Source organism: Phenylobacterium haematophilum, from assembly GCF_014196295.1.
Taxonomy (GTDB): domain Bacteria; phylum Pseudomonadota; class Alphaproteobacteria; order Caulobacterales; family Caulobacteraceae; genus Phenylobacterium; species Phenylobacterium haematophilum.
The window spans coordinates 16,439-42,266 of the sequence record NZ_JACIDK010000012.1 but is presented as its reverse complement, the minus strand read 5'-3'; the positions used below and the strand labels follow the sequence as shown (position 1 = coordinate 42,266).

The 25,828-nt window shown below is 66.9% G+C and carries 25 protein-coding genes and 3 tRNA genes; 13 read left to right on the top strand and 15 right to left on the bottom strand.

Annotation, left to right across the window (positions count from 1 at the left end; genetic code table 11):
* The 3 genes from GGQ61_RS21040 to GGQ61_RS21030 form a co-directional block, all read right to left on the bottom strand.
* A partial coding sequence (locus GGQ61_RS21040) for a GTP-binding protein (protein WP_183777025.1) occupies positions 1–104 on the bottom strand: 104 nt, incomplete at its 3' end.
* Positions 105–136: 32 nt separating this feature from the next.
* A tRNA-Gly gene (locus GGQ61_RS21035) sits at positions 137–210 on the bottom strand.
* A gap of 55 nt (positions 211–265) precedes the next feature.
* Positions 266–351: transfer RNA gene (locus tag GGQ61_RS21030), tRNA-Tyr, on the bottom strand.
* 90 nt (positions 352–441) lie between these two features.
* Between GGQ61_RS21030 and rlmB the strand changes: the two genes are divergently transcribed.
* Both rlmB and GGQ61_RS21020 read left to right on the top strand, forming a co-directional pair.
* Positions 442–1,239, top strand: a complete 798-nt coding sequence (gene rlmB, locus GGQ61_RS21025; protein ID WP_183777024.1) for a 23S rRNA (guanosine(2251)-2'-O)-methyltransferase RlmB — start codon at positions 442–444, stop codon at positions 1,237–1,239.
* 82 nt (positions 1,240–1,321) lie between these two features.
* Positions 1,322–2,050 (top strand): TerC family protein, encoded by a 729-nt coding sequence (locus GGQ61_RS21020; protein ID WP_183777023.1) that lies wholly within the window; start codon positions 1,322–1,324, stop codon positions 2,048–2,050.
* 63 nt (positions 2,051–2,113) lie between these two features.
* Here GGQ61_RS21020 and GGQ61_RS21015 read toward each other — a convergent pair whose 3' ends face one another.
* Complete coding sequence (locus GGQ61_RS21015; RefSeq protein WP_183777022.1) at positions 2,114–2,416, bottom strand: ArsR/SmtB family transcription factor; 303 nt, start codon at positions 2,414–2,416, stop codon at positions 2,114–2,116.
* Positions 2,417–2,482: 66 nt separating this feature from the next.
* Between GGQ61_RS21015 and GGQ61_RS21010 the strand changes: the two genes are divergently transcribed.
* Together GGQ61_RS21010 and GGQ61_RS21005 are read left to right on the top strand one after the other, a co-directional pair.
* Positions 2,483–3,349, top strand: a complete 867-nt coding sequence (locus GGQ61_RS21010; RefSeq protein ID WP_183777021.1) for a PhzF family phenazine biosynthesis protein — start codon at positions 2,483–2,485, stop codon at positions 3,347–3,349.
* Positions 3,349–4,266 (top strand): DMT family transporter, encoded by a 918-nt coding sequence (locus tag GGQ61_RS21005; RefSeq protein WP_183777020.1) that lies wholly within the window; start codon positions 3,349–3,351, stop codon positions 4,264–4,266. Before GGQ61_RS21010 ends, GGQ61_RS21005 begins: the two co-directional genes overlap by 1 nt.
* Before the next feature lie 4 nt (positions 4,267–4,270).
* On the opposite strand, the gene metG is transcribed toward GGQ61_RS21005, so the two are convergent.
* A complete protein-coding gene (gene metG / locus GGQ61_RS21000; RefSeq protein ID WP_183777019.1) occupies positions 4,271–6,085 on the bottom strand; it encodes a methionine--tRNA ligase in 1,815 nt (604 codons plus the stop codon).
* Between the two features lie 62 nt (positions 6,086–6,147).
* Positions 6,148–6,501, bottom strand: a complete 354-nt coding sequence (locus tag GGQ61_RS20995; RefSeq protein ID WP_183777018.1) for a DMT family protein — start codon at positions 6,499–6,501, stop codon at positions 6,148–6,150.
* An 83-nt stretch (positions 6,502–6,584) separates the two neighbouring features.
* Here GGQ61_RS20995 and GGQ61_RS20990 point away from each other — a divergent pair, with 83 nt between their 5' ends.
* From GGQ61_RS20990 to GGQ61_RS20975, 4 genes are read left to right on the top strand one after another with little or no spacing between them, the layout of a single operon-like run.
* A complete protein-coding gene (locus tag GGQ61_RS20990) occupies positions 6,585–7,691 on the top strand; it encodes a polyamine ABC transporter substrate-binding protein (RefSeq protein ID WP_183777017.1) in 1,107 nt (368 codons plus the stop codon).
* 11 nt (positions 7,692–7,702) lie between these two features.
* Entirely contained in the window at positions 7,703–8,866 is a 1,164-nt protein-coding gene (locus GGQ61_RS20985) for an ABC transporter ATP-binding protein (RefSeq protein WP_183777016.1), read from the top strand.
* A complete protein-coding gene (locus GGQ61_RS20980; protein WP_343056250.1) occupies positions 8,863–9,762 on the top strand; it encodes an ABC transporter permease in 900 nt (299 codons plus the stop codon). Before GGQ61_RS20985 ends, GGQ61_RS20980 begins: the two co-directional genes overlap by 4 nt.
* Positions 9,759–10,547: an ABC transporter permease gene (locus GGQ61_RS20975; RefSeq protein ID WP_183777015.1), complete on the top strand. Its 789-nt coding sequence runs from the start codon at positions 9,759–9,761 to the stop codon at positions 10,545–10,547. The genes GGQ61_RS20980 and GGQ61_RS20975 overlap by 4 nt, the downstream gene beginning before the upstream one ends.
* A gap of 143 nt (positions 10,548–10,690) precedes the next feature.
* On the opposite strand, the gene GGQ61_RS20970 is transcribed toward GGQ61_RS20975, so the two are convergent.
* The 5 genes from GGQ61_RS20970 to GGQ61_RS20950 form a co-directional block, all read right to left on the bottom strand.
* The gene (locus GGQ61_RS20970) at positions 10,691–12,103 is read right to left on the bottom strand and encodes an amidase (protein ID WP_183777014.1); all 1,413 of its coding nucleotides are present in this window, start codon (positions 12,101–12,103) and stop codon (positions 10,691–10,693) included.
* A 74-nt stretch (positions 12,104–12,177) separates the two neighbouring features.
* Positions 12,178–12,702, bottom strand: coding sequence for a hemerythrin domain-containing protein (locus tag GGQ61_RS20965; protein ID WP_183777013.1), 525 nt, complete (start codon positions 12,700–12,702; stop codon positions 12,178–12,180).
* 57 nt (positions 12,703–12,759) lie between these two features.
* Entirely contained in the window at positions 12,760–14,052 is a 1,293-nt protein-coding gene (locus GGQ61_RS20960; RefSeq protein WP_183777012.1) for an MFS transporter, read from the bottom strand.
* 118 nt (positions 14,053–14,170) lie between these two features.
* Positions 14,171–14,491 (bottom strand): quaternary ammonium compound efflux SMR transporter SugE, encoded by a 321-nt coding sequence (gene sugE, locus GGQ61_RS20955; RefSeq protein WP_183777011.1) that lies wholly within the window; start codon positions 14,489–14,491, stop codon positions 14,171–14,173.
* 129 nt (positions 14,492–14,620) lie between these two features.
* Positions 14,621–14,696 (bottom strand) — tRNA-Thr (locus GGQ61_RS20950).
* Positions 14,697–14,865: 169 nt separating this feature from the next.
* Here GGQ61_RS20950 and GGQ61_RS20945 point away from each other — a divergent pair.
* Complete coding sequence (locus tag GGQ61_RS20945) at positions 14,866–15,351, top strand: YaiI/YqxD family protein (protein WP_183777010.1); 486 nt, start codon at positions 14,866–14,868, stop codon at positions 15,349–15,351.
* Positions 15,352–15,389: 38 nt separating this feature from the next.
* Positions 15,390–15,884, top strand: coding sequence for a c-type cytochrome (locus tag GGQ61_RS20940; protein ID WP_183777009.1), 495 nt, complete (start codon positions 15,390–15,392; stop codon positions 15,882–15,884).
* A gap of 206 nt (positions 15,885–16,090) precedes the next feature.
* Here the strand turns inward: GGQ61_RS20940 and GGQ61_RS20935 are convergent, their stop codons facing one another.
* The 3 genes from GGQ61_RS20935 to GGQ61_RS20925 all read right to left on the bottom strand — a co-directional run bounded on the left by GGQ61_RS20935 (position 16,091) and on the right by GGQ61_RS20925 (position 21,448).
* Entirely contained in the window at positions 16,091–19,246 is a 3,156-nt protein-coding gene (locus GGQ61_RS20935; protein WP_183777029.1) for an efflux RND transporter permease subunit, read from the bottom strand.
* A complete protein-coding gene (locus tag GGQ61_RS20930; protein ID WP_246371148.1) occupies positions 19,246–20,424 on the bottom strand; it encodes an efflux RND transporter periplasmic adaptor subunit in 1,179 nt (392 codons plus the stop codon). Before GGQ61_RS20930 ends, GGQ61_RS20935 begins: the two co-directional genes overlap by 1 nt.
* 253 nt (positions 20,425–20,677) lie before the next feature.
* Positions 20,678–21,448, bottom strand: a complete 771-nt coding sequence (locus GGQ61_RS20925) for a class II aldolase/adducin family protein (protein ID WP_183777007.1) — start codon at positions 21,446–21,448, stop codon at positions 20,678–20,680.
* A gap of 263 nt (positions 21,449–21,711) precedes the next feature.
* Between GGQ61_RS20925 and GGQ61_RS20920 the strand changes: the two genes are divergently transcribed.
* Positions 21,712–22,266: a CHRD domain-containing protein gene (locus GGQ61_RS20920; protein WP_183777006.1), complete on the top strand. Its 555-nt coding sequence runs from the start codon at positions 21,712–21,714 to the stop codon at positions 22,264–22,266.
* Positions 22,267–22,270: 4 nt separating this feature from the next.
* On the opposite strand, the gene glpK is transcribed toward GGQ61_RS20920, so the two are convergent.
* On the bottom strand, positions 22,271–23,770 hold the full coding sequence (glpK, locus tag GGQ61_RS20915; RefSeq protein WP_183777028.1) for a glycerol kinase GlpK: 1,500 nt from the start codon (positions 23,768–23,770) through the stop codon (positions 22,271–22,273).
* 113 nt (positions 23,771–23,883) lie between these two features.
* Here glpK and GGQ61_RS20910 point away from each other — a divergent pair, with 113 nt between their 5' ends.
* The gene (locus GGQ61_RS20910) at positions 23,884–25,002 is read left to right on the top strand and encodes a DUF2336 domain-containing protein (protein WP_343056246.1); all 1,119 of its coding nucleotides are present in this window, start codon (positions 23,884–23,886) and stop codon (positions 25,000–25,002) included.
* Positions 25,003–25,035: 33 nt separating this feature from the next.
* Positions 25,036–25,818 (top strand): NAD kinase, encoded by a 783-nt coding sequence (locus GGQ61_RS20905; RefSeq protein ID WP_183777005.1) that lies wholly within the window; start codon positions 25,036–25,038, stop codon positions 25,816–25,818.
* Positions 25,819–25,828: the final 10 nt, after the last annotated feature.

Sequence of the window (25,828 nt, the reverse complement as noted above, 5' to 3'; positions counted from 1 at the left end):
GTCAGGGTGATCGCAGCCGTCAGCGTCGTCTTGCCATGGTCAACGTGACCAATCGTGCCGATGTTGCAGTGCGGCTTAGTGCGTTCGAACTTTTCCTTGGCCATCGGGATCCTGCCGGCGGTTGAAATTCAGAAGTTGGAGCGGGTAGCGGGAATCGAACCCGCATCCTCAGCTTGGAAGGCTGCTGCACTACCATTGTGCTATACCCGCCGCTGAAGGATGCGCGGGGTCGCGCCAGTCTCCTTAAAGTCACGCTCCGAGCGCGTGGTGGGGGAAGCAGGACTCGAACCTGCGAAGGCGTACGCCAGCGGATTTACAGTCCGCCCCCTTTGCCGCTCGGGACATTCCCCCAGCGCGCTCAGAGCCAGATCGGATGCCTGGACACTGCTCCCCGCCTGAGCGAAGAACCTGTCCGGCCCCCGATTTGGAGCGCGTCTTATAGTGTCCTCCCCTCGCGAACGCAACGCGCACTCGAAAGGTCCGAGAAAATCGGGCCCGAGACCCTTCAACCGCAAGCCAGATAACGGTTTCGACGAGTGGCTGTGGGGCTGGCACGCTGTTTTCGCCGCACTTTCCAACAGGAAAAGAGGCGCGCCGCAGCGGCTCTTGGCGACGCCGGACCGGGCCAAGGAGCTCGAATCTCGATTCGGCCGCCCCAAGGCGCTCGAGGTCGTCGAGTCGGCGGCCATCAGCCAGATTCTGCCCCAGGGCGCCGTGCACCAGGGGATCGCCCTGCGCATCCCGCCGCTCGAGTCCGTCGCGCTTGAGGACTTCGAGACCAAGCGCGGCGCAGTGCTGCTGATGCTCGACCAGGTCACCGATCCCCAGAACGTCGGCGCGATCCTGCGGTCCGCCGCGGCGTTCGGCGCCGCCGGGGTCATTCTGCAGGACCGCCACGCACCCAAGCTCACGGGCGCCTTGGCCAAGGCCGCGGTCGGCGCGGTCGATAAGATTCCCACCGCCCACGTCGTTAATCTTTCACGTGCGCTCGAGACGCTCGCCGACCTCGGCTGGCGCGCCGTGGGTCTCGATGGCCATACCGATACCTATCTGGACCAGGCGCTTGACGGCGGGCCGACGGTGCTGGTCCTAGGTTCCGAGGGTGAGGGCCTGCGCCGCTTGGTGGCCGAACACTGCGACGAACTGGCCAAAATCCCCATGCCTGGCGGATTTGAGAGCCTGAACGTGTCCGCCGCCGCAGCCGTCGCGCTTTATGAGGCCAGCCGAACCCGACCCTAGAAAACGCGCATTGGTCGCGAAAGTGGCCGCCCACGCAGCTAACCGGTTGCGGACGCGCGGCGGCTGACGCATTCAAGGCTCGATGATCGAAAGTCTCTTCGCCCCAGGCGCCCTCGCCGCCCTCTTTTCCGTCTTGATGATCGACCTGGTGCTGGCCGGCGACAACGCCGTGGCCGTGGGGCTGGCCGCCGCCGGTCTGCCGCCCGAGCAGCGGCGCAAGGCGATCCTCTGGGGCTTGGCCGCCGCCGTTACAATGCGGATCGGCTTTGCTCTGATCACCGCTCAGTTGCTCGGCATCGTCGGCCTGCTGTTCGCCGGCGGGCTGCTGCTGCTCTGGGTCTGCTGGAAGATGTGGCGCGAACTACGCGAACAGGCCACCCATGAGGAAGCCATCGCCGGCGCAGTCATGGACGACGACCCCAGCACTGAACCGTCGGCCGAGGCGGTGGCCCGCCAACCGAAGACCTTCCGCGCCGCCTTCATCCAGATTCTGATCGCCGACCTGTCGATGTCGCTGGACAACGTCCTGGCGGTCGCCGGCGCGGCCCGCGAGCATCCGGCCATCCTGGTGTTCGGCCTGCTGCTTTCGATTGCTCTGATGGGCGTGGCCGCCAGCTACATCGCGCGTCTGCTGCACAAGTACCGCTGGATCGGCTACATCGGCCTGGCCATCGTGCTCTACGTCGCCCTTCATATGATGTGGCAAGGCCACCAGGACATCGTCCGCGACCTTGGCTACACGCCCGCCTACAACGCGACCATGCCCGACTTCCTCGACATCAAGCCGAAGGCCCCGGCCCCCGCGCACTAGATTCGGGATTTTCGAACGACGTCGCCGCCGAGCCCTGGGTTCGGCGGCGTTTTCGTTTTCAGCCTAGACCGTTTTGGCGATGCGGCGCGTCGCCTGCGCGATCACCGCCTCGTCCCGGCGATAGAACGTCCACTGCTTGATGCGCTTGGGGACCACCAGCTTGGCCTGAACCAGCAGGCGCATGTGCTCGCTCAAGGTCGGGGCGCTGACGCCAAGCTTGTCGGCGATGAACGCGCCGCAGACGCCGTCCTCCACCAAGTCGCCATGCACCTGGGGCGGAAAGTGCGCTGTCGGATCCTTCAGCCAATCAAGGATTTGCAGCCGGCGCTCGTTGGCCAGGGCGCGAAGCAGGTCTGCGATTTCCATTTCGGTACTTTGCCAATCGACTAACTTATGTCAAGTCATAGCCCCTCCCCCGCCTGGACGCGCAACATGGCCGACTATCCCTTCGTCACCCTAGATGTGTTCACCGACACCCGGTTCGGCGGCAATCCGCTCGCCGTATTCACCGACGCCCGCGGCCTGACCGACGGTCAGATGCAGTCGCTGGCCGCCGAGATGAACCTTTCCGAGACGACGTTCATCCTGCCGCCGCAGGACCCGGCCAACACCGCCCGCGTGCGCATCTTCAACCGCACCGCCGAAATGCCTTTCGCCGGCCACCCGTCGGTCGGAACTGGCTGGGTGCTCTCGCAGATGGGCCGGGGTCAGGCCCTGCGCCTCGAGGTCCCCGCCGGCATTGTCGAGGTGAGCATCGAGGACGGCGGCGGCGTCATCGCCGCGCCGCAAGCCTTGTCGCTGGGCGTGGAACTGCCGGTCGAGAAGATCGCCGCCTGCGCCGGCTTGGCGCCTGACGACATCGTCGTCGCTGCCCATCGGCCGATCGAGGCCAGCGTGGGCGTCACCTTCGTCATCGCCCAGGTCACGCCCGAGGCCCTCAGCCGCGCGGCTCCCGACCTCCCGGCGTTCCGCCAGGCCGCGCTCGACTTCCCGGAGTTCGGCGACCGCCTGTCGCTGCACCTCTACGTCGAGGACGCCCCCGGGAAACTGCGTGCGCGGATGTTCGCGCCCAATTCCGGCACGGTTGAAGACCCCGCCACCGGCAGCGCCAACGCCACCCTGGCCGCCCTGCTGCTCTCGCTCTCCGACGCGCCCGAAGGCGCCTGGGACATCGTCCAAGGCGTCGAGATGGGCCGTCCTTCACGCCTGCGCGCCACCGCCCGGCGGGCCGCCGACGGCGTGCGCGCCACAATCGGCGGCGGCTGCGTGCCGGTGCTGAACGGCCAAGCCAGCGTCTGATGGCTCCGCGCAAGCCCCTCGACCTGTTCGCCTTCAGCGTCATGGTCGCGCTCTGCCTATGCTGGGGCTTTCAGCAGATCGCCGTGAAGCTGATCGCCGCCGACGTCACGCCGGTGATGCAGATGGCGCTGCGATCGGGCATGGCCGCCGTCGTGCTCGGCGCCGTCACCTTCCGCAACGAAGGCCCCCGCGCCTTCGCCGACGGCACCCTGCCCGCCGGCCTGCTGGTCGGGCTGCTGTTTGGGCTGGAGTTCCTGTTCATCGCCCAGGGCCTGGTGCTGACCAGCGCCTCGCACATGGTCGTCTTCCTCTACAGCGCCCCGATCTTCTCGGCGCTCGGCCTGCATCTACGCTTCCGCGAGGAGCGGCTGAAGCTGCTGCAGTGGGGCGGCGTCGCCGTCGCCTTCGGCGGCATCGCCGTCTCGTTCCTCGGCGCGGGCGACCAGGTCAGCGGAGACATGCTGATCGGCGATGCGATGGGGCTGCTGGCGGGCCTCGCCTGGGGCCTGACCACCGTGGCCATCCGCGGCTCGCGCCTCTCCGACGCTCCGGCCGTTAAGACCCTGTTCTATCAGGTCGCCTTCGCCGGCGTGATGCTGCTGGGAATCGCTGCCCTGCGCGGCGAGACCGGGGTCAACCTGACCCCGACCGTCGCCCTGAACCTCGGCTTCCAGACCATCGTCATCACCCTGATCAGCTACGTGATCTGGTTCTGGCTGCTGCGGAAGTACCTGGCCTCGCGGCTGTCGATCCTGTCGTTCCTGACGCCGCTGTTCGGCGTCGTCTTCAGCGTCGTGGTGCTGCACGAGCCGCTGGAGCCGGCCTTCGTCGCCGGCGCGCTGCTGGTCCTGGCCGGGATCAGCCTGGTCAGCGGGGCCGAACTGCTGCGCGACCGCTTCGGCCGCGCAGCCGTCTAGGTCGTCAGGCCGCCGCTTCCGGACCGCCGAAGCGCTCCAGCCACTCGGCCACCTGCTCGTTCTCGACCTTCTTGAACAGAACCTCCGGCGCGGCGACCTTGCGTCCGGCCGGCAGGATGTCGAGGACCGCCGCGCCCTGCGCGCTCGGCCACTGCGCCGGATAGTCCTCGCCCACCGCGATTGCGATCTTCTCGCAGGCGAACGGGATGAACGGCTCCGACACCTTGGCGAACAAAGCCACCAGGTTCAGGCCCGTGCGCACCACCACCGCCGCGCGCTCGACGTCGGTCTTGATCGCCGTCCAGGGGGCCGCTTCGGTAAGATACTGGTTGCCCAGCACCCAAAGCTGCCGAAGGGCGGTCGTCGATTTGCGGAACTCGCGCGCTTCCATGAACTCGGCCAACTCGGCGAGCTTGGCGTTCACGTCGGCGTAGAGCTTGGTCTCCAGCTCGCTGGGCTCGCCGCCGGCCGGGACTACGCCCTCGAAGCGCGCCTCGGTGAACTTGAGGATTCGATTGACGAAATTGCCCAGCACGTCGGCCAGGTCGGCGTTGACCTGCGCCTGGAACTGTTCCCAGGTGAAGGTCGAGTCCGAGGTCTCCGGCGTGTTCGCCGTCACCCACCAGCGCCAGTAGTCGGCCGGCAGCAGCTCCAGCGCATGGTCCATGAACACCCCGCGCTTCTGCGAGGTCGAGAACTTGCCGCCGTAATAGTCCAGCCAATTGAAGCCCTTGAGCTGATCAACCAGCTTCCAGGGGGCGTTGTTCACGACCTTCCAGGAACCGTCCGCTTCCTGCGTCTCGTTGATCCCGATCAGCGTGCAGGGGAACCCGACGGTGTGGAACGGCACATTGTCCTTGCCCATGAATTCCACATAAGTCACGTCGGCGGCCTCGGCCCCGCGCCACCAGCGTTCCCACTCGGCGTCGGCGGCCGGACCGCGGCCGGCCTCCGCCGCGCGGGCGTCGGCCCATTCCCAGGTCGCGGCGATGTACTCGATCGGTGCGTCGAACCAGACGTAGAAAACTTTGCCCGCCAAGCCCTCGACATCCGGCGTCTGGCCTTGCGGATTGGCGCCCCACTCGAAGGCGTTGACCGGCACGCCCCATTCCAAGTCGCGGGTGATGCCGCGGTCCTGCAGCCCTTCGTCCAGCCACTTCAGGGCGATGGACGTGACCAGCAGCGGCCACTCGCCCTTCTTGCTGTCGATCCAGCTGCGCAGCTTGTCCGAGAACAGGCTCTGGCGCAGGAACAGATGCTTGGAATCGCGGATCTCGATGTCTTCCGAGCCCGACACGGCCGAGCGCGGCTTGATCAGGTCGGCCGGGTCCAGCACCCGCGTGCAGTTCTCGCACTGGTCGCCGCGCGCGGCGGTGTAGCCGCAGTGCGGGCAGGTGCCGATCACGTAGCGGTCCGGCAGAAATCGCTTGTCGGCGTTCGAGTAGACCTGCTGGGTGACGCGCTCCTCGATGAAACCCGCCTCCCACAACTGCTGGGCGAAGCGCTGGGTCAGCCTGTGGTTCTGCGGCGAGGACGAGCGGCCGAAGTGGTCCCACGACAGGCCGAACCTGCGGCCCAGGTCGTGCTGAACATCGTGCTGCTGGGCACAGAAGGTCGCCGGATCGAGGCCGGCCTCGGCGGCCGCCAGCTCGGTCGGTGTGCCGTGCTCGTCGGTGGCGCAGATGTAGAGCGTCTCACGGCCGCGCGCGCGCTGGAAACGCGCATAGACGTCGGCCGGCAGCATGGAGCCCGCAAGCGTCCCCAAGTGCTTGATCCCGTTGATGTAGGGCAAGGCCGAGGTGATGAGAATGCGGGACATGGCTTCTCTCGTAATGAGGAGGGAGCGCGGCTTATAGGGCGCAGGGTCGGTTCGGCAAAGCGCTAGAGCGGCCCCTTGAAGATGAAGACGGCGCCCGCCGCTATCAGTGCGAAGCCGATCATATGGTTCAGCGTGAACCGCTCGCCCAGATAGGTGATCGAGAACACCGCGAAGACGGCCAGAGTGATGACCTCCTGCATCGTCTTGAGCTCGGCCGGTGAGTAGAACTCGCGCCCGATCCGATTGGCCGGCACCGCGAGGCAGTATTCGAAGAAGGCGACCCCCCAGCTGACCAGCACCAGGAGCCAGATGGGCCGGTGCTCGACCTTCAAGTGCCCGTACCAGGCGAAGGTCATGAAGATGTTGGAGGCGACGAGCAGCAGGACCGGGGCGATCATCGCCATGGAGGTGGGCATCGGAAGCGCTCCTTGCGCATTAGCACTTAAAATCTGTCGGCTTGGCCCTATAAGCTGCCCTTCGGGCAAGTTGGAGAGTGGGCATGTGGACTAAGGCGCTGGGCACGGCTGCTGTCCTGGTTATGAGCATGACCCTGGCCGCCTGCGGCCAAGGCGGCGCTGCCAAGGACCAGACTCTGAAGATCTACAACTGGTCGGACTATATCGACCCCCAGATCCTCGCCGATTTCACCCAGGAAACGGGGATCAAGGTCCAATACGACACCTTCGACTCCAACGAAATCCTCGAGACCAAGGTCCTGCAGGGCAACACGGGCTACGACATCGTCGCGCCGTCGAACCACAACGTGCCGCGCTACATCACCGCCGGCGCGATCGCCCAGCTCGACAAGTCTAAGCTGCCGAACAACAAGAACCTGTGGCCTGACATCATGAGCCACATGGAGCCCTTCGATCCGGGTCAGAAATACACCGTCCCCTACATGTGGGGCACCATCGGCATCGGCTACAACGTCAAGCAAGTGGCCAAGCGCCTGCCAGGCGTGAACATCGACAGCTGGTCGGTGGTGTTCGATCCGGCCAACCTCGCCAAGCTCAAGGATTGCGGCGTCTACTATCTCGACGCCTCCGAGGACATGTACGCCGTCGCCCTCAACTATCTGGGCAAGGATCCCAATTCCAAGAACGTCGCCGACTACCAGTCCGCGACCGAGATGATGGTCAAGGCCCGGCCGTTCATCCGCAAGTTCCACTCCTCTGAGTACGTCGAGGCGCTGGCCAACGGCGACATCTGCGTGGCGGTCGGCTACTCGGGCGACATCCTGCAGGCCAAGGCTCGCGCGGAAGAAGCGAAGAACGGCGTGGAACTCGCCTACGTCATCCCCAAGGAGGGCAGCCAGGTCTGGTTCGACGTGTTCGCCATCCCCGCCGACGCGCCCAATCCGGACGCCGCCTACAAGTTCCTCGACTACATGCTGCGGCCCGAAGTCATCGCGAAGGCGTCGAACTACACCCAGTACGCCAACGCCAATCTGCCGGCGACGCCCATGGTCGACGCCTCGGTGCGCGGCGATCCGAACGTCTATCCGACGCCGGACCTGTTCAAGCGTCTCTTTGTGACCACCACCAAGGACCAGGCCCTGCTGCGCGAGGTCACGCGCATGTGGACCCGCGTGCAGACCGGCCAGTAGGAAGCGGTTAGATGACCGAACGCAGCCGCCCGCGCCTGAACATCGGCGCGGTCCGTTCGACCTTTGCGCCGTGGACCGACCCCACGGCCAAGCCGCTGGTGCGTTTCGAGAAGGTGGTGAAGCGGTTCGACGGCGAGACGGCCGTCAACGGCGTCTCGCTCGACATCTATCCTGGCGAGTTCTTCGCGCTGCTTGGGCCGTCGGGCTGCGGCAAGACCACGCTCATGCGCCTGCTGGCCGGCTTCGAGACGCCCGATGAGGGCCGCGTGCTGCTGGCCGGCGAGGACCTGGCCGGCAAGCGGCCGCACGAGCGGCCGGTCAACATGATGTTCCAGTCCTACGCACTGTTCCCCCACCTCAGCGTGGAGAAGAACATCGCCTTTGGCCTGAAGCAGCAGGGCATGCCCAAGGACGAAGTCGCCGCCCGCGTGGCCGAGATGCTCTCGCTCGTGCGCCTTGAGGGCCTGGCCCGGCGCAAGCCGCACCAACTGTCCGGCGGCCAACGCCAGCGCGTCGCCCTGGCCCGCGCCATCGCTCCGCGGCCAAAGATGCTGCTGCTCGACGAGCCGCTCGCCGCGCTCGACAAAAAGCTGCGCGAGGAGACCCAGTGGGAATTGATGGCCCTCCAGCAGCAGCTTGGCATGACGTTCCTGATTGTCACCCACGACCAGGAAGAGGCCATGGTCACCGCCGACCGCATCGCAGTCATGCGCGCCGGCCAGATCGTTCAGATGGGCCGCCCAGCCGACGTCTATGAGGCGCCCAACTCCCGTTACGTGGCCGATTTCATCGGCGACGTGAACATCTTCGAGGGCGTCGCCGAGCACGCCGACGGCCTCACCGTCCGCATGGCCAGCGTCGACTCTCCCAAGGGCTTCGACGTTGTCGAGGACGACCGCATCCCGGTTGGCTCGACCGCCTGGCTCGCCGTGCGGCCGGAGAAAATGCAGGTCCATCTGGACGAGCCGCCGCCCGGTCCCAACCGCATGGCCGGCAAAGTCGCCGACATCGGCTATCTCGGCGACTGGACCACCTATCTGGTCGAGCTGGAGAGCGGCCGCACCATCCGAGCCGCCCGCGCAAACGCCACCCGCTTCGTGGACCGCCCGGTCGACTGGGACGATCAGGTCTGGCTGACCTTCGCCCGCGACGCGGGCGTGGTGCTGACCCAGTGAAGGCGCGCGGCGACCGCACGAGCCTGGCGGCGCTCGCGCCGTTCCTGTGGCTGGGCCTGTTCTTCCTGTTTCCCTTCCTTCTGGTGGCCAAGCTGTCGCTGTCGGAAACGGCCCTGGCGATGCCGCCCTACGCCCCGCGCCTGGATTGGTCACAGGGTCTGGCCGGGCTGAAGACCTTCCTTGCCGGCCTCGACTTCGAAACCTACGCCCGGCTGCCGACCGACCGGCTCTATGTCGTCGCCTATCTTTCCAGCCTGAAGTTCGCGGGCGTCGCCACCTTCATCCTGCTACTGTTTGGCTACCCCTTGGCCTACGCCATGGCACGCTGCACACCGTCGGTGCGCAAGGCGTTGCTGATGGCGATGATCCTGCCGTTCTGGACCAGCTTCCTGATCCGGGTCTACGCGTTGATCGGCATCCTCAAGCCCGAGGGCCTGCTGAACGTCGCCCTGCGCGCCTTCGGCCTCGGGCCCGTCTCGCTGCTCAACACCGACACCGCGATCTACATCGGCCTGGTCTACGCCTATCTGCCGTTCATGGTCCTGCCTCTCTATGCGGTGCTCGAACGCCAGCAGCACGACCTCCTCGAAGCCGCCGCCGACCTCGGCTGCACGCCGCTTGAAGCGTTCTGGCGGGTGACCTTCCCGCTGTCGCTGCCCGGCGTCGCCGCCGGCTCCCTGCTCTGTTTCATCCCAATGGTCGGTGAGTTCGTGATCCCCGACCTGCTCGGCGGCTCCTCGACCCTGATGCTCGGCAAGACCATCTGGACCGAGTTCTTCGCCAACCGCGACTGGCCGGCCGCCTCGGCGGTAGCGATCGTGCTGCTGTTCACCCTGGTGATCCCGATCGTGCTCTACCAGCGCCAGCAAGCCAAGCTGACGGAGCTCGGGCGATGAAGCGCGGCCTCACCGGCTTCAACATCGCCGCCCTGGTCGTCGGCTTCGGGTTCCTCTACCTGCCGATCGTCCTGCTCGTCGTCTACTCGTTCAACGCCAGCCGGCTGGTCACCGTCTGGGGCGGGTTCTCCACCCGCTGGTACGCCTCGCTGTTCCGCAACGAACAACTGCTCGACGCAATCTGGGTCACCTTCAGGGTCGGACTGATCTCCGCGACCATCGCCACCATCCTCGGTACGCTGGCGGCCATCGCCCTGGTCCGCGCCAGACATTTCCGCGGACGCACGCTCTTCTCGGGCATGGTGTTTGCGCCGCTGGTCATGCCAGAGGTGATCCTCGGCCTGTCGCTCCTGTTGCTGTTCGTCTCGCTGGGCCTGCCGCGCGGCTTCTGGACCGTCACCGTCAGCCACGCGACCATCACCATGTGCTACGCGTGCGTGGTCATCCAGGCGCGTCTAGCCGCCTTCGACCAGCAGCTCGAAGAAGCCGCGCAGGACCTCGGCTGCCCGCCGATCAAGTCGTTCTTCCTGGTCACCCTGCCCAACATCGGGCCTGCCGTGGCGGCGGCTTGGATGCTCGCCTTCACCCTCTCGCTCGACGACCTGGTGATCGCAAGCTTCACCTCCGGGCCAGGCGCCACCACCCTTCCGATGCGGATCTACAGTCAGGTGCGCCTGGGGGTGAGCCCGGAGATCAACGCCGTCTCGAGCCTGCTGATCGGCCTGGTCGCCACCGGCGTCATCGCTGTCTACCTCTTGCAGTTGCGCCGCAAGGCCGACGACTAGTCGGCATCCGCATCGGCGCTTGGAACGCCTCGGCGTCGACGACCTCGCCGCCCAGGTCGGAGCCGTGGCGCTCCGAGCAGACGATGCCGCCCCCCGCCGACTCCGACCCCAGGTCCCTGCCGGCCGCGTACGCGCCCGCGCCTCTAGAGCGGCGCCACGCGATCGAACCAAGGCCGCGTCTGCTCCAGTTGCCCGGCCAGTCGGAACAGCAGCGCCTCGTCGCCCATCCGGCCGACGAACTGGATGCCGATCGGCAGCCCGCCCTGGCTCCAGGCCAGGGGCACGGTCATCGCCGGCTGGCCGGTGTTGTTGAACGCCTGGGTGTTCGGCATGAATTTGAACAGCCGCTTCGTGTACTCACGCGGATCCTCGGTCAGGTGGCCGACCGGAATCGCCGGGCTGCCCAGCGTGGACAGCAGCAGCACGTCGTACTGTTGGAACAGGCCCGCCATGGCCCTGCCATAGGCGTGGATCGCGGCCAGGCCCCGCACATAGGCCGCGCCGCTGATCTGTTTGCCGCGCTGGTACATCAGCCAGGTCAGCATCTCGACGTCGCCGTCGGTCACCGGGCGGCCGCGGCGCTCGCCCTCGGCGTCGAGGGTCGCAGCGATGCTGGCGGCGATCACGTCGCCGGCCCCCTGCTGCATGGCCGCAAGATCGCCGGGCACGCGCACCTCCTCGACCATATGGCCGAGCCCCTCGCACAACTTGGCGGCGTCCAGCACCGCAGCCGCGCACTCCGGGTCCAGGCTATCGGAGGCCAGCGCGGCGGTGGTGAAGCCGATCGCCAGCTTGCCGGGGTCGCGACGCACTTCCTCGGCGTACGGCCGCTCCGGCGGCGCCAGGAAGTAGGGATCGCCAGGCTGGGGTTGACACACGGCGTCGAGCAGCGCGGCGCTGTCGCGCACCGAGCGTGTCACCGCGTGCTGGATCGAGGCGCCGCCCCATCCCTCGCCCATAGGCGCGAACGACACCCGTCCGCGCGAGGGCTTCATGCCGAACAGGCCGCAAGCTGAGGCCGGGGTGCGGATCGATCCGCCGCCATCACTCGCATGGGCGGCCGGCACGATCCCTGCCGCCACTGCGGCGGCGGCCCCGCCGGAAGACCCTCCGGGCGTGCGACCGGTGTCCCAAGGATTGCGGCAGACGCCGAGCAAGGCCGGCTCGGTCACCGGCATAAGACCGAACTCAGGGGTGTTGGTCTTGCCGAACAACACCAGGCCGGCGTCCTTGTAGGCGGTGGTGATGGCGCTGTCGGCGGCTGCGGTCGCGTCGCGGAAGACTGCCGAGCCCGCCGTCGTCGGTGAGCCGGCGAGTTGCGCGCCCAGGTCCTTCAAAAGGAACGGCACCCCAGCCATGGGCCCGCCCCAGATGTCGCGCTTGACGTCCTGGCGGCCCCATTCGGTGAGATCCATGGTCACCGCGTTAATCTTCGGATTGACCGCGACCATTCGCGCGACGGCCGTCTCCAGCAGTTCCGAAGGGCTCACATCGCCCTTCGACACCATTGCGGCCAGCCCCACGGCATCCTGCTTGCGGTACTCTTCGAAGTTCATGGCGCGCTCCCTGCTTTGGCCGCAGGTGACCATAGGCGCGCGTCTATTCCAACCTCAGGTGACGGGGCATGTCGCTAGTGGCGCATGCCGACGTGCTCGATCACGGCGCCACGCATCGAATGGGTTTGCTGGATCGGCAATCCCGTCGTCCCGAATTGCGTCTTCAGCTGCGTCTTGCGGGCCATCAACCGCTCACCGAGTTCATCCATGTCGAGGCCCGCCTGCCGCGCCTGGGCGAACATGCCCTCCGAGCGCATCTCCTCCTCGTGGACGTGATGGCGGATCTCTTCGGACAGCACCTTGACCTTGGCGTCGTAGAACGCCTCGTTCGGCGCCGCGTCCGACAGCTCGGCGATCATCAGCTTGGCCCCGTCGTGCTCGACATAGGCCTCGTCCAGCGTGCTGTCCTCGATCTTGCCGCGACAGGCCGGATAGAAGATCTCCTCCTCGATCATCGTATGGACCGTCAGATCGACGCAGATCTGGTGGACGATGGCGGCCTTTCGCGCCGCGCCGCGCGCCTTCTTGAAGTCTTCGAACAAGGCCTCGACTGCGCGATGGTCGGCCTTGAGCAGAGCGATGGCGTCGGGGGCGGCCATGAGGTCTCTCCTTGCTTTGTTTCCAGGATCAACCTCGCGCCGGCCCCCGCCGTTCCGTCAGTCCTCGGCGATCTCGCTGTGCTTCTGGGTGTCGCGCATCCGCAAGTACGTGATGAGCGAGACGCCAATCATGCCGGTGACGTACCAGTAGAAGCCGCTTTCCATCCCTTGGGCCTTGAACCACAGGGCCACGTACTCCGCGGTGCCGCCGAAGATGGTGTTGGCCAGCGCATAGGGCAGCGCCACCCCCAGCGCCCGGATGTGGGCCGGGAACAGCTCGGCCTTCACGACCGCGTTGATCGAGGTGTAGCCGGTGACGATGACCAGAGCGCCGAGCACGATGGCGAAGGCGACATAGGGGTCGCTGGTCTTCGAGAGCGTCGTGAAGATCAGATAGGTGAAGGCCACGCCCAGCACGCCGAATGCGATCATCAGCGGCTTGCGCCCGATCTTGTCCGACAGCGCTCCGGCGGCCGGCTGGATCAGCATGTAGACGAACAGCGCCGCCGCGCTGATCGCCGTCGCTGTCTCGCGGCTGAAGCCCGAGGTGTTGACAAGGAATTTCTGCATGTAGGTCGAGTACGCATAGAAGGCGAGCGTGCCGCCGGCGGTCAGCGCGATGACCGTGAAGGCTTGGCGGGGATAGTGTTTGAACAGCGCAAACCCGCTCGACTTTGGCGCATCGCTCGACTGGGCGTTCTTGAACGACTCCGTCTCGGCCAAGCCGCGGCGCAGATAGAACACCACCACCGCTAGCGCTCCGCCGATCACGAACGGAATCCGCCAACCCCAGGCCTCGAGGTCCGGCTCCGGCAGGATCGCCTGCAACAGCAGCAGCACCAGCAGGGCCAGCAGCTGACCCGAGATCAGCGTCACGTACTGGAAGGACGAGAAGAAGCCGCGCCGCTTCTTGCCGGCCATCTCGCTGAGATAAGTGGCGCTGGCCCCATACTCGCCGCCGACGCTCAGGCCCTGCATCAACCGCGCGAGCACGAGCAAGGCGGGCGCGATCCAGCCGATCTGATTGTAGCCCGGCGTCACCGCGATCAGCAGCGAGCCGGCGCACATCAGCGAGACCGACAGCGTCAGGCCGGCCTTGCGGCCCTTGCGATCGGAATAGATCCCCATGATCCAGGCCCCGATCGGCCGCATCAGGAAGCCGACGGCGAACACCGCCGCGGCGTTCAGCAACTGGGCGGTGCGGTCGCCGGCCGGAAAGAAGATCGGAGCGAAGTAGAGAGTGAAGGCGGAATAGACGTACCAGTCGTACCACTCGACCAGGTTGCCCGTGGACCCGCCGATGATCGACTTCAGTCGATGACGGCGGTCGGCGGCTGCGCTGTCGGCCATAGAGCCCCTCCCCCTGGGGAAATCAGAAACAAGCGGCCGGCGCTCTTGCGGCGCCGGCCGGTCACGTCCGGAGACTACTTCCGGTCGCGTGTTTCTTCCTAGGCCCGGTTTGCTCGCTCTATTGCGAGCTGGACAGTTTCATCATCACCAGGCCGCCGACGATCATCACCGCCGCGAGGATACGCATGGTGCTGATCTGCTCGCCGAGCACGGCGATGCCGACCAGGAACGCCCCGACCGCGCCGATGCCCGTCCAGACCGTATAGGCCGTACCAAGCGGCAGGGTGCGCATCGCCACTGACAGCAGGCCAAAGCTGGCGATCATGGTCCCGATGGTGATGACGCTCGGCACGAGGCGTGTGAACCCGTGCGACTGTTTCATGGAGAACGCCCAGACCACCTCGAGCAGTCCGGCGATGAACAGAAGAATCCAGGCCATGGCGGCCCTCCTTTCGAAGAGCCGGGCCGTCCCGGACATTGATGCCCATGATTTTGGGGGAGGTCGTTCCTCGCGGCCCCTAGCTAGGTTCGCAGTCGCCCAGGGTCAAGATCGCCCTCGCAAGGGCGATGGTGCCGGCTACAGGATTCGAACCCGTGACCTTCGGTTTACAAAACCGCTGCTCTACCAACTGAGCTAAGCCGGCGCAGTCCGTGCGCCGCCGACCGATGCCACGCCCCGCCCCGGCTGCCAAGCCCCCGCCGCCGCAGGGCGCAGGCAGGCCGTCGCCTTCGCCTGTCCCACAACAAGCGCTATGAAGGCCCCCGTAGATTCTCCGGGACTGGCGGCGTTCCTTTTTCTGCAGGCGGGCTTGCATGAACCTGAAACCGATCGAGATATTCATCGACGCCGACGCCTGCCCAGTGAAGGACGAAACCTACAAGGTCGCCCAGCGCTACGGGCTCAAGACCTGGGTCGTCTCCAACGCCTTCATGCAGATCCCGCCGTCGCCGCTGATCGCGCGGATGATCGTCGACGCCGGCCCCGACGTCGCCGACGACTGGATCGCAGAACACATCTCTCCTGGCGACGTGGCGATCACCAACGACATCCCGCTGGCCGAACGGGTGCTGAAGGCCGGCGGCTATGCGCTCGGCGCCAACGGCCGCCCCTTCACCGAAAACTCGATCGGCTCGGCGATAGCCCAGCGGGCGCTGATGGAGCAATTGCGTTCCACAGGCGAAATGCTCGGCGGCCCACGCCCCTTCGACCGCAACGACCGCTCGCGCTTCCTGCAATCCCTGGACGAGACAATCCAGAAGGAGCGACGTCGACGCGCCTTGCAACGCGGCGGCGCTTGACTAGCTTGCGGTCACGATTTGGCTAAGGGGTTTCGAACATGCGCCATGCGCTAATGCTGTCCGTCCTGGGTTCCTGCGCCCTGCTCAGTGGGTGCGGCCAGGGCGGCGGCGAGAAGTCTGCCGAACCCGGCCCGGCTCCAGCGGCCGAGCATGAGCCCACCGACGCCGAAAAGGCCGCCGTCCTGGCCAGCCTGCCCGCTCCCTACAACACCGCCGACATCGACAACGGCAAGGCCAAGTTCGCCATGTGCCGCTCGTGCCACACGATCGTCGAGGGCGGCGCAAACCTGACCGGACCCAACCTGCACGGCGTGTTCGGGCGCAAGGCCGGCGCGCTTGATAACTACAAGTATTCTGAGGCGGTAAAGAACGCTGGCTTCGTCTGGGACGCAGAGCATCTGGACAAGTGGCTGGCCGAGCCGCGCACCTTCCTGCCCGGAACCAAGATGACCTTCGCCGGCCTTAAGGACGAGAAGGACCGCATCGATCTGATCGCCTTCCTGAAGGTCGAAACCGGCTATAAGGCGCCGTGAGACGGTAGCACTTCCAAACAGCAACCTTGACGAGAATTGCATTCGGTCGCAGCACGACGCCGTCGAGGCTGCGCTTGCATCTGTCAGCCGAGATCCTGCGCCGGCGCCTGTGACACCCCCTTGTCACAGCCGGCGCCACCCCGACAACTCGCCTCCCCCGCTGGGGGAGGCTTTTTCGTTATGGATGGCAGTCGCCCCTGACGGGGCTATTCGGCGGCGTTGGCCGCACGCGCCTGTTCGGCCTCTTCGAAGGCCTCGATCCGGCGGGCCGTGGTCTGCGGCGACTTAGTAAAGCGCGCCAGCAGATTGTAGAACACCGGCACGATGAAGAGGGTGAGCAGGGTCGCGAAGATCGCCCCGAAGAAGATCACCACACCGATGGTCTTGCGGCTCTCGCCGCCGGCGCCGCCCCACATGATCAGCGGGATCGCGCCCGCCGCGGCGGCGATCGAAGTCATGATGATCGGGCGCAGACGCAGCGAAGCGCTCTCGATCACCGCCTCGCGGATCGACAGCCCCTCGTCGCGCAGCTGGTTGGCGAACTCGACGATCAGGATACCGTTCTTGGCGGCGATGCCGATCAGGATGATCAGGCCGATCTGACTGTAGGTGTTGATGGTCGAGCCGGCGATCAGCAGGCCGAACAGCCCTCCCAGCGCCGCCACCGGCACGGTCAGCATGATCACTCCCGGGTGGATCCAGCTCTCGAACTGCGCGGCCAGCACCAGGAACACCAGCAGCAGGGCCATGCCGAACGCCAGGCCCACGGCGCTACCGGCTTCCAGGTAGTCGCGGGCCATGCCGCCCCACTTGATCTGCGGCCCCGGCGGCAGCTTGGCGATCTCGGCTTCGAAGAACTTCACCGCGTCGCCGACTGGATAGCCGGGGTTCAGCTGCGCCGACAGGGTGACCGAACGCAGACGGTCGACCCGCGAGCGGTCGGGCGTGTCGCCCCGCACTTCGGTGGTGACCACGGTGGACAGCGGGATCAGTTGGCCCGAGCTCGAACGCACATAGAGGTTGCCGATGTCCCGCTCGGTCTGGCGCTGCTCGCGGTCGGTCTGCAGCAGGACGTCGTATTCCTGGCCGTTCTTGATGTAGGTCGTCACCCGCCGGGTGCCGAAGTTGCTTTCCAACGCGCGGCCGACCGCCTGGGCCGAAACCCCCAGCGCCGCCGCCTTCTCACGGTCGATGTTGACCAGCACGCGCGGGCTGGTCGGCTCGTAGTCGAGACGCGCCCGCGCCAAGCCGGGATTGGCCTCGGCCGCCGCCAGCAGCGGTTTGATCCAGGCCGCGATCTGATTGTAGTCGTCGCCCGCGACGATCACGTCGACGCCGCTGCCGCCGCCCCCGCCGCCGCGCTGGAAGGCCGGCCGCACCGAGGCGATCGCCCGCACCGACGTGATCGACGACAGCTCGCGATTGAGGCTCGCGGCCAGCTCGTTGGACGTGACGCCCGAGCCTTCGGTCACGTTGGCGTTGCCGAAGCCGCTGTTGAACTGCGTGCCGCCGAAGCGCGGGACGCCCAGGATGTAGCGGGTGATCTCGCCGTCCTTGAGCAACTCCTGCAGCCGGGCCTCGACCTGGGCCGCGGCCTTCATCGTGTAGTCGAAGCCGGCGCCTTCCGGCGCGACGATGTTGAGGTCGACCCGACCACGGTCTTCTTCCGGCACCAACTCACGCGGCAGCACCGAGAACAGTCCGCCGGCGCCGGCGGCCAGCACGACAACCAGCCCGATGGTGGCGAAGGTCGCGCGACGGTCGCCCAGAAGCGCCTCCAGCGAGGCGTGATAGGACGACTTCAGCTTGCCCATGGCCGCATCGACGCGCCGGGCCAGGAAACCCTCGCCGTGCGCGGGGCGCAGCAGCTTGGAGGCCAGCATCGGCGACAGGCTGAGCGCCAGCAGCGCAGAGAAGGCCACGGCCGAGGCGATGGCCACCGCCAGCTCGACGAACAAGCGTCCGATATAGCCGGGCAGGAACATCAGCGGCGCGAACACCGAGATCAGCACGATGGTCGTTGCGACGACCGCGAAGAACACCTGTCGCGCGCCGCGCTGCGCCGCCACGATGGCCGGCTCGCCGTCGTCTATTCGCCGCTGGATATTCTCGACCACGACGATGGCGTCGTCGACGACCAGACCGATGGCCAGCACCAAGGCCAGCAGCGTCAGCAGGTTGAGCGAGAAGCCTAGCGGCGCCAGGACAATGAAGGTCGAAAGGATGCAGATCGGCGCCACGACAGACGGGATCAGCGCCGCGCGCCAGGTGCCCAGGAATATGAAGTTGACCAGGGCGACCAGCGCCATGGAGATCCCCATCGTGATCCAGACTTCCTCAAGCGCATGCTTGGTGAAGACCGTGTAGTCGACCGCCACCTCCAGCACAGTGCCCTTGGGCAACGACTTGTTCAGTTCCGGCAGCAGGTCGCGGACGCCCTGCGAGATCTCCAGATCGTTGGCCTGGGACTGACGAGTGATGCCGATGCCGACCTGATCACGGCCGTTCGAGCGGAAGCTGCGGCGGCGCTCGTCCGGCCCCTCCTCCACGCGCGCGATATCGCCCAGGCGGGTGACGTAGTCCTGCGTCGCGTTGGCGGTCGCCACCGCGGTCCGGGCGCCGGACGCCACCACCGGTAGTTGGGCGAACTGCTCCGGCGTGGAGTAACCGCGGCCGACCCGGATGGTGAAATCCTTGTCCGGCGCTTCGAGCGAGCCGGCCGGAAGTTCGAGGTTCTGGCTGTTCAGCGCGTTCTCGACGTCATCGACAGTCACCCCGCGCGCCGCCATGGCGTTGGGATCGAGCCAGATCCGCATCGAATAGAGCTGGCTGCCTCCGACGAACACCTGGGCCACGCCCGGCACCGTCGAAAAACGTTCGACCAGATACCGCTGGGCGTAGTCCGACAGCTGCAGTCGGTTCAGCGTCGTCGAAGCGAACGAGATGAACATGATCGGCGAACCGTCGGCGGTCGCCTTGGCGATCTGCGGCGGATCGGCCTGCAGAGGCAGGTTGGACGCCACACGGCTGACAGCGTCGCGTACATCGTTGGCCGCATCGTCGAGGTTCCGGTCGAGCCGGAATGAGATGTTGATGTTCGAACGGCCGTCACGCGATGAAGAGTTGACGCGGTCGATCCCCTGAATGCCGGAAATCTGCCGCTCGATGACCTCGGTGATCCGCTCCTCGACCACCTCGGCCGACGCGCCGCGATAGGTCGTGGAGATCGAAACCACAGGCGGATCGACGCTGGGCAGTTCGCGAACGGTCAGCGAGGCGAAGGCCGCCACGCCGACGACGCAGAGGATGATCGCCGCGACCGCTGCGAAGACGGGCCGGCGGACCGAGATGTCCGACAGCATCATGCGTCAGGCCGCGCCGCGCGCGCCCCAGGCTTTGCGCCCGTCTGGGACGCCAGGATGCGGACCGGCTGGCCCGGTTGGATCTTGTTGAGGCCGTCGGCGACGATCTGTTCGCCCGGGCGCAGCCCGTCGCGGATCTCGACGAAGCCGTCCTGTCGAATGCCGGTCAGCACCGGCCGCTGTTCGGTCCGCGCCTGGTCGCCCTGCCTGCTGACCACGAAGACGAAGGCCGAGTCGCCTTGCACCGACACCGCCGATTCCGGCGCGGCGACGACCTGGCGCTGCCCCTGCGCGATCGCCACGCGCAGCATCATGCCGGGCTTAAGCTTTCGGTCCGGGTTCGGGAACTCGGCACGGGCGGTGATGGCGCGGGTGCGCTCGTCGATGCGGGTGTCCAGCTTTTGAATCCGCCCCTGGATCACCTGGCCGGGATAGGCGTCAATACGGGCCGTGATCGGCTGGCCTTCGCGGATCGAGGCGAGATAGCGGTCCGGCACTTCGAAATCCACGCGCACGCTGGAGATATCGTCCAGGGTCACGATCGCCGCGCCTGGATTGACCAGCGCCCCGGGCGCGATGTCCGACAGCCCGACGACGCCGGCGAACGGCGCTCGGATCATTCTGTCGCCCTCGCGGGCCCGCGCGGCGTCGACGTCGGCCTTGGCGGCGAGATAGGCGGCCTCCCGCTGGTCGAGCGCGGCCTTTGAGGCGAACCCCTGGGCCGCGAGCTGTTTCCAGCGATCGAAATCGCGCTGCGCCTGGACCATACGCGCCTGCGCCTGGGCGATGCCGGCGCTCTGCTCGGTGGCCTTTAGTTCAACCAGCACCGCGCCCTTGGGAACCGATTGTCCATCGCTGAAGCGAACCTTGTCGACCAACTGGGTCGCCGCTGCGGTCAAGGTCACAGACTGGCGGCCCTTGGCGACGCCGATAACGTCGATGGCGTCGACGAAGGTCTTGTTCTCCGCCCCGACCACCTTGACCGGCGACGGGCCGCCCATGCCGCCGCCGCGTCCGCCCCCGCCGCCAGGACCGCCGCCGCCCTTCGGGGCGGCCATGGCGCCGCCACCGGGGCCTCCCGGCCCCTCCTTCTTACCCAGGGTGAGTTTCCAGCCGCCCGCGGCCACCATAAGGCCGAGGATCACAATCGCGCCGACGAGGAAAAAGTGGCGTCGCAACAAGTTACGGAATCTCCGGGACGGCTCGAAAAATGAGATTGGATGACACTGAATCGAAGCGCGTCTTATGGCGACGATATGGGCGCCGTCCAGTGACAGAACGATGGCTTTGCGTGTCGGCTCTGAAATACAAGATGGATATGCCCGGCCATGACACGGGTTGAAGCTTACAATTCCGTATTGGGGTCATCGCTGCAAAGAAAACGGGCGCCCGAGATCGGACGCCCGCCTTGAACAGTCCTGAGGAAGACCTCTAGACGTCGTAGCCCGGAAGCGACCGATCGAGCAGGCGCAACGCACCCGGCCAGGCCAATCCTCCACCCAGACCGCGCGACATCTGCGCTTTCACTTCGTCCTGCGCGGCCTGCGGCGCGAGCAGCACGTTTTCGCGGCCGGCCGACAACGCCATGACCTGCTGTTTACAGGCCCGCTCCAGGTAGAACATGTTGATCCAGCACTCGGCGGCGGTCTCCCCGACCGTCAGGGTGCCGTGATTGCGCAGCAGCATCATTTTCTTGTCGCCGATGTCGGCGACAAGACGCTCTCGCTCGTCCAGATTGAGAGCAATCCCCTCATAGTCGTGATAGGCCAGCATGGTGCGCACGATCAGCGCGTGCTGCGACAGCGGAAGAAGACCGTCCTTCTGCGCAGCGACCGCCACCCCCTGGTCCGTATGAAGGTGCATCACGAAGTGGGCATCCTCGCGAGCCGCGTGGATGGCCGAGTGGATCGTGAACCCCGCCGGATTGATGAAATACGGGGTCTCCTGGAGAATGTTGCCGTCGAGGTCGATCTTGACCAGCGCCGACGCGGTCATCTCGCCAAAGTACATCCCGTAGGGATTGATCAGAAATTGGTGATCGGGGCCGGGCAGCCGCGCCGAGATGTGGGTGTAGATCGCATCGTCCCAGCCATAGAGCGCGACCAACCGGTAGAGGGCCGCCAGATCCACGCGCGCCTGCCATTCCTCGGCGCTGACCTTGCCCTTCAACGAGCTCACGCTCGAGATCGAACCATCGGCCATAACGGCCTCCCTGTGCATGTCTTTGTCTGATCGTTGAACGGCAGAGTCGCGCTGTCGACCGCAAGCGTCAAGCATAGCCTGCGGCGTTGAATCTGCTCGGCTAACTGCCGTTGACAGCTCGACCGGTTGGGCGGAAGAATCTGTTAACGACAAGATCTGCCCGCGCATCACGAACCACGCTTGTCGGCCCGTATGTTCCTAGGCTGGGGATGGCGGGCCCTTAGTAAAATTCGACGTCCCAAAGCTCGGATGCGGAGGTCGTAGTGTCTTACCCCACGTTCAAGCTTGCTGCGATCGCGGCAAGCTTGGCTTTGACAGGCCCGTCGCTCGACGGCCCGGCGACGGCTGCTTCGTTCTACAAGGCGACCCTGCTCGGGGCCGACGAGAACCCGCCGGTCGCCTCGCCAGGCGGCGGCGTCGCCTTCCTCACCATCGATGGCGATTTGCTCGCGGCCTCGACGATCAGCAACCTCATCGGCGATGTCGCCGCCGCTCACGGCCGCTGCTGCGCCGCCGCGCCGGCCAATGCAGGCGTCGCCACACAGACGCCCAGCTTCCCGGGTTTTCCGACCGGCGGCGCCAGCGGGAGTTACAACCAGGGCTTCGACCTCAATGCGCCCGCCGCCTACAACGCCGCGTTCGTAGCGGCGAACGGCGGCCAAGCCTACTTTAACGTCCACACGACGTTTGCGCGGGGCGGAGAGATCCGCGGGCAGGTCGCGCTAATCCCGGAACCGGCCAGTTGGGCGCTGATGATCTCCGGCTTCGGCATCGCCGGCGCGGCGATCCGCTGGCGACGTTCGGTTTTCAAAACCTGATCGGTCAGGCCGTGGTCTTCACCCGCGCCACGGCGTCCAGCCATCGGGCGTAGGCGGCCTCCCGCCCATGGCTCGACAAGGCCGGCTCCATCCGTTCGGTCGACGGTCGCGCGGCCGCCGCCTCCTCGACGCTGGCGTAGACGCCCGCCCCAAGGCCGGCGAACAGCGCCGCGCCGAGCGCGGTGGTTTCCATGTAGGTCGCCCGCCCGACCGCGACGCCGGTCAGATCGGCCAGCCGCTGGCTGAACCAGGCGCTGCGCGACATGCCCCCGTCGATGCGCAGCTCGACGTCGCGGCCGAAGGCGCCCGGCGCATCGGCCCGCATCGCCTCGATGAGGTCGCGGGTCTGCAGCGCGCAGGCGTCGAACGCCGCGTGAGCGATTTCCGCGAGGCCGGTGTCGCGGGTCATGCCGAACAGGCCGCCCCGGGCGTTCGCGTCCCACCATGGCGCGCCGAGCCCGGTGAACGCCGGCACCAGCACCACGCCGTGATCTTCGCGTGCGGTCTGTGCGAGCTTCTCCACGCCCGCGCCACCGCCGGGCACGCCCAGGCCTTCGTTGACCCATTGCAGCGCCGCGCCCGCGATGAAGATCGACCCCTCCAGCGCGTAGGTGGCCCGCCCGCCCAGCCGGGCCGCGACAGTCGTCAGCAGCCGCGAGCGCGACGGGGCCAAGTGCTCGCCGGTGTTGACCAGCATGAAGCAGCCGGTGCCATAGGTGGCCTTCATCTCGCCGGCGCGGATGCAGCCCTGCCCCATCAGCGCCGCCTGCTGATCCCCGGCCACGCCGCGGATCGGAATCGCCCTGCCCAGCAGCTCAGGCGCGGTCCGCCCGTAGTCGCCGGCGCAGTCCAGCACCGTGGGCAAAAGCGCGCGCGGCACGTCCAGCATCTCAAGCATCTCGTCCGACCAGGCCTGGGCCTTGAGGTCGAACAGCATGGTGCGCGAGGCGTTGGTCGCGTCGGTGGCGTGAACCTTGCCCCCGGTCAGGTTCCAGATGACCCAGCTGTCCATGGTCCCGGCCAGAAGTTCGCCGGCCTCGGCCCGCGCCCGCGCGCCCTCCACCTGTCCCAGGATCCACGCGATCTTGGTCCCCGAGAAGTATGGATCGAGAAGCAGTCCGGTGATGTCCGTGACCTGCGCTTCGCGTCCCGCCGCCCGCAGCCGCTCGCAGGTCGGGGCCGTGCGACGGTCCTGCCAGACGATGGCGCGGTGGATCGGCTTGCCGCTCGCCTTGTCCCAGATCACCACTGTCTCGCGTTGGTTGGTGATGCCGATGGCGGCGACGTCCTCGATCGCCCGACCGGACTTGGCCAGCGCCTCGCGCAGCACCGCCACAGACGCGGCGAAGATCTCCTCGGCGTCGTGCTCGACCCAGCCGTCGTTCGGATAGAACTGCTCGAGCGGCCGGCCGGCTTCGGCAAGCGGCGCGCCCTTGGCGTCGAAGACGATGGCACGCGTCGAGGTGGTGCCCTGGTCCAGCGCCAGGATCAGAGGTTCCGGCATCATCCAGCCCTTTGCTCGTCTGGCGGGCGATTCGCCGCCTGCATGGTCAACAGGTTGTAACCATGTTTTCATCCGCTCCGAGCAGATTCGAAGCGATCGCCGGGGACGCCAGAGTGAGTGTGGCCGCCAAGACCGATGAACTGCTGAATCTGGCCCGCAGCCGTGCGCCGGCTGATCGCGAGCGCCTGTTGCTGGCCATCGTCGAGCTCTGCGACGCCGGCGAGAGCGCCGCAGGGTTGATGACCTCCAAGCCGATCCAGGCGCTGCTCAATTCGATCTTCATGTCCCTCGTCGTCGAGGCCGAGCGCGACATCCGCCGCCGTCTGTCGGAGAAGCTGGCCCAGGCCGACTGGGCGCCCTCGGCCCTGGTCAACGTGCTGGCGCTCGGCGATATCGAGATCGCGCGCCCGGTCATCGCCAGCAGCCCTGTGCTGAAGGACCACGACCTCGTCCGCCTTCTCGTCGAGGCGACCATCGAACACCAGATCGAGGTCGCTCGCCGCCCGAACATCGGCCCGCCCGTTGTCGCCGCCATCCTGCAGCAGAGCGAGCCGGCCGTGCTGACAGCGCTTGCCGACAATCCGACCGCCGCCGTAGGCGAGCACGAACTCGCCATCCTCGTTACGGCGGCCGAGCGCGTCGCCGCCATGCGCTCACCCTTGGCGCGTCACCCTGGCCTGACCGGAGGCCTGGCCCGTCAGCTCTACGTCTGGGTCGGCCAGGCCCTGCGTCATTCGCTGGTCGACCGCTTCCGCCTTGATGCGACCGAACTGGACGCGGCCCTCGCCGCATCCGTGCGCGAGGCCCACGGCGGCGCAGCGCCCGTCGCCCCCGCACCGCCGGAGCGCGACGGCGAACGCGAAGAAATGGAGCGGCGGCTGGTCGCCAAGCTCGATGCGGCCGGCCAGTTGCGACCGGGCTATCTGATCCGGGCCCTCAAAGAGCGACGCCTCACCCTGTTCCTCGCCAGCCTGGCGACCCTCGGCCGGTTCGATCAGAACCACGTGCGCCGCGCGGTGAACTCCGACCGCCCCGAGCTGCTGGCCCTCGCCTGCGCCGCCGTCGGCATCGACCGCAGCGTTTTTCCGACCATCCTGGAGATGGTCCGCGACCTCAACTGCGGCCTCCCCGGCGGCGGGCAGGAGGGCGCGCGCCGCGCAGGCGGCGCCTTCGGACCGTTCGACGCCCACATCGCCGGCGCTGCGTTCCGCCGCGCGGTGAACCCCGGTTGACGGATCGCCCGTTTCACGGACTTTTGCCGGGCCATGTTCAAGCCTGAGCCCTTCGTGACCCGTCTCGCCTTCGCGGCCAGCGACCGCCCTGAGGCGCAGGAGGCGCGCAACGCGCTGGTCGCCCGCTACGGCGAGGCGAGCGACGACGACGCCCAGGTCATCGTCGCTCTGGGCGGCGACGGCTTCATGCTCGAAACCCTGCACGAGAACCTCAAGAACGGCCGGCCGATCTACGGAATGAACCGCGGCTCAGTCGGTTTCCTGATGAACGAGTACAGCGAAGACGCGCTGCTGGAGCGGATCAACGCCGCCGAGCGGGCTGTCATCCATCCGCTGTCCATGGTCGCCATCGACGCCGCCGGCCGTCGCCACGAGGCGCTGGCCATCAACGAAGTTTCGCTGCTGCGCCAGACCCGCCAGACCGCCAAGCTGCGCATCTCCATCGACGGCAAGGTGCGGCTGGGCGAGCTCTCCTGCGACGGCGCCCTGGTCGCCACTCCCGCCGGCTCCACCGCCTACAACCTCTCCGCCCACGGCCCGATTATTCCGCTCGACGCCAAGATTCTGGCCCTGACGCCGATCAGCGCGTTCCGCCCGCGGCGCTGGCGCGGCGCACTGCTGCCGCACACCGCCCAGGTCACGTTCGAGATCCTCGAGGCCGACAAACGCCCGGTCAGCGCCGTGGCCGACAATTTCGAGGTCCGAGACGTCGTGGCCGTCCAGATCGCCGAGAACCGCGACGTCGCCCTGCGCATGCTGTTCGACGCCGGCCGCAGCCTCGAGGAACGCGTCCTCGCCGAACAGTTTTCCGTGTAATTACCGCCGG